The organism is Micromonospora sp. I033 (assembly GCF_053890995.1).
Map to the genome: position 1 here is coordinate 64,446 of NZ_JBSSLX010000003.1, position 12,294 is coordinate 76,739.

Here is a 12,294-nt window from a genome sequence, read left to right on the forward strand (position 1 = left end):
CGCCCGCCACCGTGACGTAGCCGAGGTTGAGCAGGTAGAAGCCGACCACGAGCAGGCTGTTGACCGCGCCGGCCAGCCGCTTGTCGGCGAACACGTCCTCCAGGAACACCAGCCCGTTGCGCGAGAGCGCCCGGGCCACCCACACGGTCAGCCCGACGCTGATCGCCAGGTAGGCCAGGTACATCCAGACCTTGACGTCCATCCCCGTCGCCTCTCTTGAACGCGTTCAAATCGAAGTCGGGCTCAGCGTACGACAGTCTTTGAACGCGTTCAAGTGTGCCGGCCGACAGCCGGCCGGTATGGTCACGGCGGCGTTGTCGGAGCGGACGGGCGGGTCATGCGGATCGGTACGCGGAACGTGGGGGCGGGTCGGCTGGTCCTCAGCCCGGTCGGCGACCTCGACATGGCCGGCACCGCCGCGTTCGACCGGGCGCTCGACGGCGTGCTGGACCGCCCGGGTCTCGTGGAGATCGTGGTCGACCTCGGCGCGGTCCCGTTCCTCGACTCGACCGGCGTGGCCGCCCTGCTGCGCGGCGCGGCGGAGGCGGTCGGCCGGGGCGCCACCCTCCGGGTGACCGACCCGCAGCCGGTGGTGGCCCGGGTGCTGCGGATCACCGCGGTAGACGTCCTGCTGGGCTGGCCGGGCGGGCAGGGTGACGGCTCCGCAGTCGAACCCGGCTGGCGCCGGTTGCGGTAGCCCGCCTCAGGGCTCCACCCGCGCCGCCGCCGCGCCGGACCACTCCAGCAGCACCATCGTGGCGTCGTCGCGCGAGGCGGTGCCCCGGTAGTCGGCCACCGCCCGGCTCAGCCGGCGCAGCGTCTCCGGTGCGGGCAGGTCCGACCCGATGTGCCGCTCGGCGAGGTCGGCGAGCCGGGGCAGCCCGAACATCTCCCCGGTCGCGTCGCGCGCCTCGGTCACCCCGTCCGTGTAGAGCAGCAGCCGGTCCTCCGGCTCCAGCCGGGCCTCGCCCGGCTCCCCGCCGGGCAGGTTCAGGCCGAGCGGCGGGCGCCGCCCGCCGGTCAGGGCGCGGACGGCCCGACCCCGGCGCAGCAGCACCGGGGCGGGGTGTCCGGCGTTGACGTAGCGGACCCGCCCGGTGCCGACCTCGACCTCGGCCAGGACGGCGGTCACGAACCGCCCGTCCCGCCACTGGCTGAACACGGCCGCATCGACCGCGGCGACCTGCTCCGCCAGCCCGCCGCCGGCCCGCCGGGCGGCCCGCAGCGCGGCGAGCGCCACCACGGTGGTCAGGGTCGCCGGCAGCCCGTGCCCGACCCCGTCCAGCACCGCGAGCGCGAGCCGGTCACCGTCCAGCGCGTAGTCGAACGCGTCCCCGCCCACCTCGTAGCAGGGCTCCAGGATCGCGCTGACGGCGACCGTGTCGACGGCGAAGGTGAGCGGCGGGAGCAGTTGCCAGAGCAGTTCGGCGGAGACCGCCATCGGTTCGCTGCGCCGGACACGGTGCAGGCCGTCGCCGTACGGGGACTTGCTGGTGAGCAGGTGCCCGATCAGGCCGGCGATCGTCCGGCAGCCGTCCCGCAGGGCCTCGTCCGCGGGATCCGTCCCGGCCGGCAGCCGGACCTCCAGCAGCCCCAGCCGGTCCGTGCCGTTGACCACGGGCACCCAGAGCCGGCCGTCCTGCCCGGCCCGCACCCGTACCTCGGTGTAGGCGCGGCCGGGCAGGCTGGTGTCGATCGGCAGCGGCTCGGGCAGCGGCCGGCCCGGCTCGGGCAGCGGGCGCAGCAGCTCCTGCTCGACGTCCACCACGTACGTGGTCACGGACACATCGAGATCGCGCACCGCCGCGGTCACCGCCGCGGGCAGCGCGTCCGGCGGCACGCGGTGGGACCGGGCGACCAGGTCGGCCAGGGCCCGGTGCCAGGGGTCGGTGGCGGTCATCCGTACCGGTTACCCGCTGGACGGGCCGGCCAGACCTCAGCCGGCCAGGCCGAGCACCTGGGCCGCCGCGCGCCCGTTGGCGTGGCTGGCGCCGTACGTGGTGACGAAGGCCCGGGCGCCGGTCGGTCGCCAGTCGCTCGGCCAGCCCATCTCCACCACGGTCACCGGGTGCGTGGCGGCCAGCGCGTCGACCAGTTCCCGCGCCCCCGGCAGCCGGTGCAGGTGGCGGCCGACCAGCACGATGGGCCGCTCCCCGGCGAGCTCGCGCAGCGCGTCCGGGTCGGTCTCGCCGGCGACCGCACGGACCTCCTCGGCCCCGGCCAGGTGCGGGCCCAGCCCCCACGGCACCCGACCCTCGGCGATGGTGGAGGTGGCGTGCACCTGCACCACCAGCGGCACGGCCAGGCCGGTGACGTCGCCCTCGACGCGCACCGCGCGCAGCGCGGCGGCGTAGCCGAGGCCGTCCGTGGTGTCGGCCGCGCTGGCACCCGCGCCGGTCCAGGCGGCCAGCTCGGCGGCGCGGCCGGCGGCCTCCTCCACCCGGGCCCGGTCCAGCCGGCCGTCGGCGAGCGCGGCGGCGATCTCCTCGACCACGTGCTCGACCAGGCCGGCGTCGACCTTGGCGCCGATGCAGAGCAGGTCCGCCCCGGCGGCCAGGGCACGGACCGCGGCCGGACCGACCCCGCCGGCGGCCAGCGCGGCGCCCTTCATCTCCAGCGCGTCGGTGATCACGGCGCCGGTGAAGCCGTACTCGCCGCGCAGCAGGTCGACCAGGACCGCGCGGCTGAAGGTGGCCGGGCCGTCGCCGGTCAGCGCGGGCACCCGGATGTGCGCGGTCATGACGGCGCGGACGCCTGCGTCGACCACGGCCGCGAACGGCGGCAGGTCCCGGTCGCGCAGCACGGCCGGCGGCACGTCGACGGTGGGGAGTTCGTAGTGGGAGTCGGCGACGGTCGCGCCGTGCCCGGGGAAGTGCTTGGCGCAGGCGGCGACCCCGGCGGACTGGAGGCCGGCGACCGCGGCGGCCGAGTGGGCGGCCACCCGGGCCGGGTCGGCGCCGAACGAGCGGGTGCCGATCACCGGGTTCTCGTCGGCGGTGTTCACGTCGACCGTCGGGGCGAGGTCCAGGTTGATGCCGAGGGCGGCCAGCTCCGCGCCGATCGCCGCGTAGACCTGGCGGGTCAGGGTCAGGTCGTCGACCGCGCCGAGGGCGGCGTTGCCCGGGTACGGGCTGCCGGTGGCGTGCGCGAGCCGGGTGACGTCCCCGCCCTCCTCGTCGATCGCGATGAGCACGTCCGGGCGGCCGGCGCGCAGCGCCGCGGTGGTTGCCGCCACCTGGGCCGGGTCGTGGATGTTGGTGCCGAACAGGGTGTGCCCGGCGAGCCCGTCGGCGAGCAGGTCGACCGCCCAGTCGGGCGGGACCGGGCCGGGGTACGCCGCCAGCAGCGTGCCCAGCGCGAGCCGGCGGAGTCCTGGATCCAACCCCACGAGTATCCCCTTTCCCTGCCGGGTCGTCCGACGGCCCCGGATCGGGGTGGCCGATACGCTAACGGACACCCTCGGCAGGCGTTTTGTGGTTAGCAAACTTTACTGAAAATTGAGGACGTGGCATGAGTGCGACCCGGCTGCCCGGCACCCCCCGACTGTTGCGGGCGCTCAACGATCGCGCGGCGCTGGAACTGCTGCTGGAGCAGGGGCCACTGACCCGGGCGCGGATCGGCGAGCTGACCGGGCTCTCCAAGGTCACCGCGTCCCAGCTGGTCGAACGGCTGGAGGAGCGCGGCCTGGTCACCCGGGTCGGCGAGCAGGCCGGCGGGCGGGGCCCGAACGCCCAGCTCTACGCGGTCCGCCCGGGCAGCGCCTACGTGGTCGGCGTGGACGTCGGCGCCGAGCGCGTGGTGGCCGCCTGCGCCGACATCACCGGGGCGGTGATGGGCCGGGTCGAGCAGTCCACCAGGGACACCGACGACCCGGTCGGGGTCGTGCACAACGCGGTGGTCCAGGCCGCAAGCAGCGCTGGCGCGGAGCTGTCCAGCGTGCGGCGGATCGTGCTGGGCACCCCCGGTCTGGTCGACCCGGGCACCGGCGACATCACGTTCGCGTTCAACCTGCCGCGCTGGCACCGCGGCCTGCTCGCTGCGCTCCGCGAGGACCTGCACACCCCGGTGCTCTTCGAGAACGACGTGAACCTGGCCGCCGTGGCCGAGGCCCAGTCGGGCGCGGCGCAGGGTACGGCGGACTTCGTCCTGGTCTGGCTGGACGCCGGCGTCGGCCTGGCGATCATGCTGGGCGGCCGGCTGCACCACGGCAGCAGCGGCGCGGCCGGCGAGATCGGCTACCTGCCGGTGCCCGGCGTGCCCATCCCGCGCGACGTGTCGAAGCGGGCCAAGCCCGCGTTCCAGCAGCTCGCAGGGGCCGATGCGGTGCGCGCCGTGGCCGCCGAGCACGGCTTCGCCGCGGCCGGCGCGGCCGACGCGGTGCGCGCCGCCATCGCCGCCGGCAGCGCGGGCGGCCCGATGCTGGACGAGTTGGCCCGCCGGCTGGCGCTCGGGGTGGCGAGCACCTGCGTGGTGCTCGACCCGCCGCTGGTCGTGCTGGCCGGCGAGGTGGGGCAGGCCGGCGGGGCCGCGCTGGCCGAGCGGGTGCAGCGCGAGGTGGCGGCGATCACGCTGGTCCGGCCCCGGGTGGTCAGCACCGGGCTGACCGAGGAGCCGATCCTGCGTGGCGCGCTGCGCACCGCGCTGGACGCGGTGCGCGACGAGGTGTTCGGCTCGACGGTCGGCTGACCGCCGGCCCGTCGTCGCCCGCGCCGCCATGTGAAGGAATTCTTCACGAGCCGGCAAAACTCTGCAAGGAGTTGCCGGTGCGGCCCCCGGCCGGGGACCGCACCGGCGCGACTCAGATCAGATCGCGGCGGCGGAACACCGCGAAGGCCGCCACGACGAGGGCGGCGGTGAGGCCGAGCAGGACCACCAGCCCCGGCGCCCAGCCCAGCGAGTAGTAGCCGTCGCAGAAGCCGGTGATGTCACCGCCGCACGCGTCACCGTCCCAGAACCGGGCCTCGCCGCTGAGCCAGGCCCCCAGGTAGCTGGAGAGCATGAACCGGTCCGGACGGCCCACCGACAGGATCTGGAACACCAGCCGCGCGCCCAGCTCCCAGACCACCAGGTAGGCGGCCACCGTGCCGAGCGCCGCCGAGGTGTGCCGGCCCAGCGTGGCCATGGCGAAGCCGAGCGCCGCGGCGAGCAGCACCAGCACCAGGCCCCGTACCCAGACCGCGCCGAGCGACGACCAGAAGTCGCCACCGAGCCGGCCGGCGAGCCCGGACGCCTGGCCGATCAGCCAGAACACCCCGAGGTACGCCACCGACGCCACCACGGAGAGCGCGAGCAGCCCGCCGGTCAGCGTGCCCAGCTTCGCGCCGAGCACCGCGAGCCGGCGCGGTCGCCAGAGCAGCAGGTTGACCACGCCGCCCGAGTTCAGGTCGGCGCCGATGTAGGAGGCGCCGACCAGGAACCCGAACATCGCCAGGAACGCGATCAGGAAGTAGAGCAGCGGCTCGGCCTCGTTGGCGAAGACGAACACGCCGCTGAGGTAGTCGGAGGCGCTCGGCAGCTTCTCCATGAGGGCCGGGTCGATCTGCGCGCAGTCCCGCGGCAGGTAGTCGTTCTCGTCCGGCGTCACGGTGCCCGCCTTGATCCGCACGCAGCGGTCGTGCGCCAGCTCCATGTTGCGCACCTCCTCGGCGGCCTGGGCCTGGGCCCGGCTCAACTCCGACGGCGAGGGCCGGTGCGAGCCGGCCAGCGTGGTCGCGACGGTCACCGCGAAGGCGATAGCCAGCAGCAGCACCATGAGCTGCACGAAGCGGCGGGCGGCCAGCCGCTCCAGCTCGGCACGGACCAGGTTCACGCGTCCACCTCCCGGACGTCCAGGTCGATCACTCCGTCGAGCGGCGGGGCCCCGTCCACCTGGCGGGGCAGCGCCGGGGGGTGCGGGTGATCGCCGGTCAGCTCCAGGAAGACGCTCTCCAGGTCCGGCCGGAGCGGGATCAGCTCGCGTACCCAGAGCCCCTGCTCGCCCAGCGTGCGGCTGATCAGCTCGGGGTCGACGACCCCGGTCACCACCAGGAGGTCCGCGTGTGCGCTCACCGCCAGGCCGGCCCGGCCGAGCAGCTCCACGGCCCGCTCGGGCTCGGCCACCCGGACCTGCCACTGGTGCTGGTCGAAGCCCGCCAGCACCTGCTCCACCGGCCCGTACGCGACCCGCCGGCCGTGGCTGATGATCGTCACGTGGTCGCAGATGAGCTGGATCTCGGCCAGGATGTGGCTGGAGAGCAGCACGGTCACCCCGGCCGCGGCGAGCGACCGCATCAGGTCCCGCATCTCCCGGATGCCGGCCGGGTCCAGGCCGTTCGCCGGCTCGTCGAGGATCAGCAGCTCCGGGTCCTTCAGCAGCGCCGAGGCGACCGCCAGCCGCTGCTTCATGCCCAGCGAGTAGCCCTTCACCCGCTCGTCGCCCCGGTCCCGCAGGCCGACCTGCTCCAGCACCTCGTCGACCCGGGTGGTGGGCACGCCGCCGGCCAGCGCCAGCAGCCGCAGCGTCCGGTGGGCGGTGAAGTTGCCGAAGAACTGCGGGCTCTCCACGATCGCGCCGACCCGCCCGGCCACGTCGGACAGCCGCTCCGGGGAGGCGGCCCCGAGCACGCTCATCCGGCCCGCGTCGGCCCGGACCAGCCCGAGCAGGGCGCGCAGGGTGGTGGTCTTCCCCGAGCCGTTCGGGCCCAGGAAGCCGTGCACCTGACCGGCCTCCACCAGCAGGTCGAAGCCGTCGACGGCGACCCGGCGCCCCTGACGCAGGGTGTGGAACGTCTTGCGCAGACCGGCGATCTCGATGACCGCGCTCATCCGCACGCCTCCCGGCAGCGGTCGGGCATTCGGCGTCCTCCCGGAGTGGTGACCAACGACACGGCGCCCCACCCTATGGCCGCGACGCCGCCCGTGGGGGGCACCGGGCCGGCTGCGTGATTGGATGGGCACCGTGACTGGTGACCTGACCCCCGGCGCCGCCGGCGCCTACGCCCCCTCGCCCGTGGACGCGGATCTGGTGGTCAGCCTGGACGGGGTCGGCGTCCGGCGCTCCGGCAGCTCGCTGCTCCAGGACGTCGACTGGCGGGTCGAGCTGGACGAACGGTGGGTGGTGCTCGGCCCGAACGGCGCCGGCAAGACCACCCTGCTCAGCCTGGCCGCCGGCCGGCTGCACCCGACCACCGGCGCGGCGCACGTGCTCGGCGAGCGGATCGGCCGCACCGACGTCAACGAGCTGCGGACCCGGATCGGCCTCTCCACGGCCACCCTCGCCGAGCGGATCCCCGCCGACGAGCGGGTCACCGACGTGGTGGTGACCGCGGCCTGGTCGGTGGTGGGGCGCTGGCGGGAGAGCTACGACCGCACCGACGAGGCGCGCGCCCGCGCGCTGCTCGGCCAGCTCGGCGTCGCCCACCTCGCCGAGCGGACCTACGGCACGCTCTCCGAGGGCGAGCGCAAGCGGGTGCAGATCGCCCGGGCCCTGATGACCGACCCGGAGCTGCTGCTGCTCGACGAGCCGGCCGCCGGGCTCGACCTGGGCGGCCGCGAGGACCTGGTCGCCCGGCTCGCCGAGCTGGCGTACGACCCGGACGCCCCGGCCATGGTGCTGGTGACCCACCACGTCGAGGAGATCCCGCCGGGCTTCACCCACGCGCTGCTGCTGCGCGAGGGGGGCGTCGTGGCGCAGGGCCTGCTCGCCGAGACGCTCACCGCCGACAACCTGTCGAAGACGTTCGGCCTGCCGCTGGTCGTCGCGCGGGCCGGCGAGCGCTGGACCGCGCGCGCCGCCTGAGCCCGACGGGAGACGACGCCGTGCAGCAGACCCGGGTCGCCGTGGTGGGCAGCGCCAACATGGACCTGGTCGGCATCGCCGCCGCGCTGCCCCGGCCGGGGGAGACCGTGCTCGGCAGCGAGTTCGTCATGCTGCCCGGCGGCAAGGGGGCCAACCAGGCCATCGCCGCCGTGCGCGCCGGCGCCTCCTGCGTCTTCCTCGGCGCGATCGGCTCGGACGCCTTCGGGGTCACCCTCAAGGCCCGGATCACCGCGGCCGGCGTCGACACCGGCCACCTCCGGGTGGTGTACGGCCCCTCCGGCGTCGCCCTGGTCATGGTCGGCGGCGCGGGGGAGAACGCCATCCTGGTCACCCCCGGCGCCAACGACGCGTTCACCGGGCTGACCGAGGGCGAGCTGGCCGCCGTACGCGAGGCGGACGTGCTGGTCGCGCAGCTGGAGGTGCCGGTGGAGACGGTGACCGCGGCGGCGCTGGCGGCCCGGTCGGCCGGCACCCGGGTGGTGCTCAACGCGGCGCCGGCCCGGCCGGTGCCGGCGGAGCTGCTGGCCGCGGTCGACGTGCTGGTGGTCAACGAGCGGGAGGCGCACGCGCTCACCGGCCGGGCCGCGGACGAGCCGGCGGCGCTGCTCGAGCTGGCGCCCCGGGCGGTGCTCACGCTCGGCGGCCACGGCGCCTGGTACGTCGAGCGTGACCGGCCGGCGGTGCACGTGCCGGCGGTGAAGGTCGACGTGGTCGACTCCACGGCCGCCGGCGACGCCTTCACGGCCGCCCTGGCGGTGGCCTGGGGTGAGGGGCGCGAGTTGGTCGAGGCGGTGCACTGGGCGGCGGCGGCCGGGGCGGCCTGCGTCCGCAAGGTCGGCGCCTCGGTGGCGCTGCCCCGTCGGGTGGAGATCGACGAGCTGTTCCGCCGGCCGGCCTGACCTCAGGCGGCGCCGGCCCGGAACGCCCGCCGGTACGCCGACGGCGACGTCCGCATGGCGCGGCCGAAGTGGTGCCGGTAGGTGACCGGGCTGTCGAAGCCCACCGCCGCCGCGATCTCGGTCACCGGCGCGTCGGTCGTCTCCAGCAGTGCCAGGCTGGCCCGCACCCGCTGGTCGATCAGCCACCGGATCGGGCTGGTCCCGGTGGCCCGGGCGAAGTGCCGCAGGTAGCTGCGCGTCGACAGGTGCGCCTGCCGGGCCAGCGCCGCCACGGTCAGCGGCTCGGCCAGGTGCCGGACCGCCCAGGCCAGGCTCGCGGTGATCCGGTCGTCGTCCGGGTCGACGCTCACCGGCGCCTCGATGAACTGGGCCTGCCCGCCGTCGCGGTGCGGTGGGATCACCAACCGGCGGGCGACCGCGTTGGCGACCGCCGCGCCGAAGTCGCGCCGGACCACGTGCACGCAGAGGTCCAGCCCGGCGGCGCTGCCGGCGCTGGTGAGGATGTCGCCGTCGTCCAGGTAGAGCACGTCGGGGTCGACCGTGACCGCCGGGTGGCGGCGGGCCAGCAGGTCGGCGTACCGCCAGTGGGTGGTGGCCCGCCGGCCGTCGAGCAGGCCGGCGCCGGCCAGGGCGAAGGCGCCGGAGCAGATCGACATGAGCCGGGCGCCGCGACGGTGCGCCCGGCGTAGCGCGGCCACCAGCTCCGGCGACGGGTCGACGGTCACGTCCGGCACCCCGGGCAGGATCACCGTGCCGGCCCCGGCGAGGGTCTCCAGGCCGTACGGGGTGTGCAGGGCGGCCCCGCCGACGACCGGCACCGGCCCGGGGCGCTCCGCGCAGACCGTGAGCCGGTACCAGTCGACCTCCAGCTCGGGCCGGGGCAGCCCGAACACCTCGGTCACGATGCCGGTCTCGAAGACCGACATCCCCGGGTACGCGAGCACCGCAACGGTCCGGTCGGCGGGGGTCATGGCGGGATGTTAGCGAAGGACGGCGATCACGCCACTCCCGACGGTGGCCGGACGGCCGCAGGATCGGGGCATGACCTTCTCCGTACCGCCGGCCGACCCGGCGACCGCCGCCGCCCACTTCCACGCCCGGCTCAGCTTCGAGACCGACGTCAGCGACGTGCACGCCGCGCTGGAGGCGGGCACGCCCGGGCTGGTGGTGGTCGACTCCCGGGGCGACGCCGCCTGGCGGCAGGGCCACCTGCCGGGCGCCCTGCACCTGCCCACCGCCGAGATCGCCGCCCGCGCCGCCGACCTCGTGCCGGCCGGCTCGACGGTGGTGACCTACTGCTGGGGGCCGGGTTGCAACGGCGCGACCCGGGCGGCGCTGGAGTTCGCCCGGCTCGGCCGGCCGGTGAAGGAGATGCTCGGCGGCTTCGAGTACTGGGCGCGGGAGGGACTCCCGGTGGTCACGCCGACCGGCACGGTGCGCCGCCGGGTGGACGAGCTGACCGCGCCCCGGTCGGCCGTGTCCTGCGACTGCTGAGGGCTCAGGCGGTGGCCTCGTCGCGCTCGACGGGCTCGTCCGTGAGGCGTTCGCCCCGCCGGCGCAGCATGCCGAGGCCCGGAATGCCGGCCACCGCCAGCTTGAGGTCGCGGGTGACCGCCAGCAGGTCGTGCAGGTCCGGGCCGACCCGGTCCAGGGTGGCCAGGATCGGCAGCACGTCCGAGGTCAGGTGCTCCTTCAGCTTCGGCAGCTCGTCGACCAGCCGGATCGCCGCGGTCACCTCCTCGGGGCTGAGCTGCTCGATGAACCGGGTCGCCATCGGCGCGGCCCGGCGCAGCGCCGGCTCGTACGCGCCCAGCAACTCGGCCGCGGTGCCGGCCGCCTCCTCGGCGGCGACCACCGTGCCGGCGGCCCGGGCGGCCACCGCGTCGGCCTCGGCCACGACGCCGGCCGCCGCCCGGGCCACCCGGTCGGCCTCGCCCACCACGGTGGCGGCGGCCGTGGCGACGTCCGTGGCGGTCTCGATCGCGCCGGTGGCCGCGGCGCTGATCACGGCGACCTCCCGGACCGCCGCCTCCGCGTCGTCGAGGACCCGGTCGGTGCGGTCCAGGGTGCCCTCGATCCGGTCGACCACCCCGTTGATCCGCCGCAGCAGCGCCTCCACCTCGTCGAGCACCGCGAAGGCGCGGGCCGGCACGGCGGCGAACGCGGCGGCCGAGCCGAACGCCTGGTCCAGGGCGGAACGGGTGAGCCCGACGACGGCGCCGGGGCGGGGGAGGGGAATCGCCATGCCACCCAGTGTGCGTCCCGCGGGCCAGGACCGCCCGGTGGGCGCGGGCGGCGGGCGGCCCGGCCGGCGCGACGGCCGCGCCCGGTCGGGCGGTCAGCGGTGCTCGCCGTGCTGCTCGACGGCCCGCTGCACGGCCCGGTAGATCTGCCCGAACCGGAGCGCGTCGGGGGTGCGCAGCAGCAGCACCTCCCGCCCGTGGTGCTGCACCCACAGCTCGTGGACCCGGTTGCCCCGCTCGTAGGAGCGGTCCAGCCAGCCGAGCGGCACCTCCAGGAACGGTGTCAGGGCCAGCCCGACCACCACGAAGGCGGCCAGGATGACAAGCGCCAGCTTCCAGTCGCCCCGGTCCTGCGCGGCCCAGGCCAGTGAGAGCACGCAGACCAGCGCGGCGAGCGGCGGCAGCGACAGCAGCAGGACCAGCACCCCGCGCCCCAGGACCCGGCCCCGGACCGCCAGGGTGGTCGCGCCGCGGGCGTGCCAGACGTACGTGACGTCGGCGAGCGCGACGACGTGCCCGCCGGCGTGGATGGCCTGCGAGGTGACCTGTACCGCGTCGTCCCGGTAATAGAGGGTCATCACTCAGCCTAACCACCCGGCGTCCAGTGTGGGCGGTGGTCGCCGGTCCGGCAGGCGGTGGGGTTCTGCCGTCCTTCCGAGCTGAGTCGTCCACGACATCGCCGACCCTGCGCCGCCCCGACCGGCGGCCCTGCGCGGCCCCCGACCGCCAGCCCTGCGCGGCCCTGGCCGGGCGGTCCGTTGTGGCCGCGTTGACGTGGAGCAGGCGCCAGACCCTCCTCACGCCGCCTGTCGAGCTGACGTCACCAACGACTCACACCTTTTGCGCCCGGTCCTGCCCACCAGACCGGGCGTCGGCGCGTATCTGGGTGCATTTGTTGTTGGTGGAGCGACAACAGCTGCACCCGGAGCACTCGGAGCACGGGCGTCGGCTGGTGGGCGGGCCGAGGCGGGCAGCGGGGTGAGTTCTTAATGACGTCGGCTCCAGAGGCGGCGCGGGGAGGGGTCGGTGGTTGGCCGGGCGTCGACTGGTGTGCGGGTCCGGGCGCGATGCGCGGTGAGTTGTTGGTGACGTCAGCTCGAAAGGCGGGCGCGGGGAGGGTCGGTGGTTGGCCGGGCGTCGACTGGTGTGCGGGAACGGGTGCGAAGCGCGGTGAGTTGTTGGTGACGTCAGCTCGAAAGGCGGCGCGCGGCGGTCGGTTGCGGGCCGGGCGCCGACCTGTGTGCGGGTCCGGGCCCGAATGGCGCTGAGTCGTTGGTGACGTCAGCTCGACAGGTGGCGCGGATGAGGGTCGGTGGTCGGCCGGGCGCGGACCGTTCGGGTGGAGGACCCGCAG

The 12,294-nt window shown here is 75.6% G+C and carries 12 protein-coding genes and 1 pseudogene; 5 read left to right on the plus strand and 8 right to left on the minus strand.

Annotated features, from left to right (window positions below):
* Positions 1-4: 4 nt before the first annotated feature.
* Positions 5-202, minus strand: a pseudogene (locus ACW0Q9_RS01155) (hypothetical protein); the annotation flags it as partial.
* Positions 203-337: 135 nt separating this feature from the next.
* On the opposite strand from ACW0Q9_RS01155, the gene ACW0Q9_RS01160 reads away from it, so the two are divergent.
* On the plus strand, positions 338-697 hold the full coding sequence (locus ACW0Q9_RS01160) for an STAS domain-containing protein (protein ID WP_456177779.1): 360 nt from the start codon (positions 338-340) through the stop codon (positions 695-697).
* 6 nt (positions 698-703) lie between these two features.
* Here the strand turns inward: ACW0Q9_RS01160 and ACW0Q9_RS01165 are convergent, their stop codons facing one another.
* Entirely contained in the window at positions 704-1,900 is a 1,197-nt protein-coding gene (locus ACW0Q9_RS01165) for a PP2C family protein-serine/threonine phosphatase (RefSeq protein ID WP_456177781.1), read from the minus strand.
* 36 nt (positions 1,901-1,936) lie between these two features.
* On the minus strand, positions 1,937-3,388 hold the full coding sequence (locus ACW0Q9_RS01170; protein WP_456177783.1) for a glycoside hydrolase family 3 N-terminal domain-containing protein: 1,452 nt from the start codon (positions 3,386-3,388) through the stop codon (positions 1,937-1,939).
* Positions 3,389-3,510: 122 nt separating this feature from the next.
* Here ACW0Q9_RS01170 and ACW0Q9_RS01175 point away from each other — a divergent pair, with 122 nt between their 5' ends.
* Complete coding sequence (locus ACW0Q9_RS01175) at positions 3,511-4,686, plus strand: ROK family transcriptional regulator (RefSeq protein WP_456177785.1); 1,176 nt, start codon at positions 3,511-3,513, stop codon at positions 4,684-4,686.
* 112 nt (positions 4,687-4,798) lie between these two features.
* On the opposite strand, the gene ACW0Q9_RS01180 is transcribed toward ACW0Q9_RS01175, so the two are convergent.
* Together ACW0Q9_RS01180 and ACW0Q9_RS01185 are read right to left on the minus strand one after the other, a co-directional pair.
* Positions 4,799-5,809 (minus strand): ABC transporter permease subunit, encoded by a 1,011-nt coding sequence (locus ACW0Q9_RS01180; RefSeq protein ID WP_456177786.1) that lies wholly within the window; start codon positions 5,807-5,809, stop codon positions 4,799-4,801.
* On the minus strand, positions 5,806-6,804 hold the full coding sequence (locus ACW0Q9_RS01185; RefSeq protein WP_456177788.1) for an ABC transporter ATP-binding protein: 999 nt from the start codon (positions 6,802-6,804) through the stop codon (positions 5,806-5,808). Before ACW0Q9_RS01185 ends, ACW0Q9_RS01180 begins: the two co-directional genes overlap by 4 nt.
* A 124-nt stretch (positions 6,805-6,928) precedes the next feature.
* Between ACW0Q9_RS01185 and ACW0Q9_RS01190 the strand changes: the two genes are divergently transcribed.
* Together ACW0Q9_RS01190 and ACW0Q9_RS01195 are read left to right on the plus strand one after the other, a co-directional pair.
* Positions 6,929-7,777: an ABC transporter ATP-binding protein gene (locus ACW0Q9_RS01190; RefSeq protein WP_456177790.1), complete on the plus strand. Its 849-nt coding sequence runs from the start codon at positions 6,929-6,931 to the stop codon at positions 7,775-7,777.
* A gap of 20 nt (positions 7,778-7,797) precedes the next feature.
* Complete coding sequence (locus ACW0Q9_RS01195; protein WP_456177792.1) at positions 7,798-8,697, plus strand: ribokinase; 900 nt, start codon at positions 7,798-7,800, stop codon at positions 8,695-8,697.
* A gap of 2 nt (positions 8,698-8,699) precedes the next feature.
* Here the strand turns inward: ACW0Q9_RS01195 and ACW0Q9_RS01200 are convergent, their stop codons facing one another.
* The gene (locus ACW0Q9_RS01200; protein ID WP_456177793.1) at positions 8,700-9,668 is read right to left on the minus strand and encodes a helix-turn-helix domain-containing protein; all 969 of its coding nucleotides are present in this window, start codon (positions 9,666-9,668) and stop codon (positions 8,700-8,702) included.
* A gap of 70 nt (positions 9,669-9,738) precedes the next feature.
* Between ACW0Q9_RS01200 and ACW0Q9_RS01205 the strand changes: the two genes are divergently transcribed.
* Positions 9,739-10,191 (plus strand): rhodanese-like domain-containing protein, encoded by a 453-nt coding sequence (locus ACW0Q9_RS01205; RefSeq protein WP_456177795.1) that lies wholly within the window; start codon positions 9,739-9,741, stop codon positions 10,189-10,191.
* A gap of 4 nt (positions 10,192-10,195) precedes the next feature.
* On the opposite strand, the gene ACW0Q9_RS01210 is transcribed toward ACW0Q9_RS01205, so the two are convergent.
* Together ACW0Q9_RS01210 and ACW0Q9_RS01215 are read right to left on the minus strand one after the other, a co-directional pair.
* Positions 10,196-10,942: a hypothetical protein gene (locus ACW0Q9_RS01210; protein WP_456177796.1), complete on the minus strand. Its 747-nt coding sequence runs from the start codon at positions 10,940-10,942 to the stop codon at positions 10,196-10,198.
* A gap of 93 nt (positions 10,943-11,035) precedes the next feature.
* Complete coding sequence (locus ACW0Q9_RS01215; protein WP_456177797.1) at positions 11,036-11,518, minus strand: DUF6232 family protein; 483 nt, start codon at positions 11,516-11,518, stop codon at positions 11,036-11,038.
* Positions 11,519-12,294 lie beyond the last annotated feature (776 nt).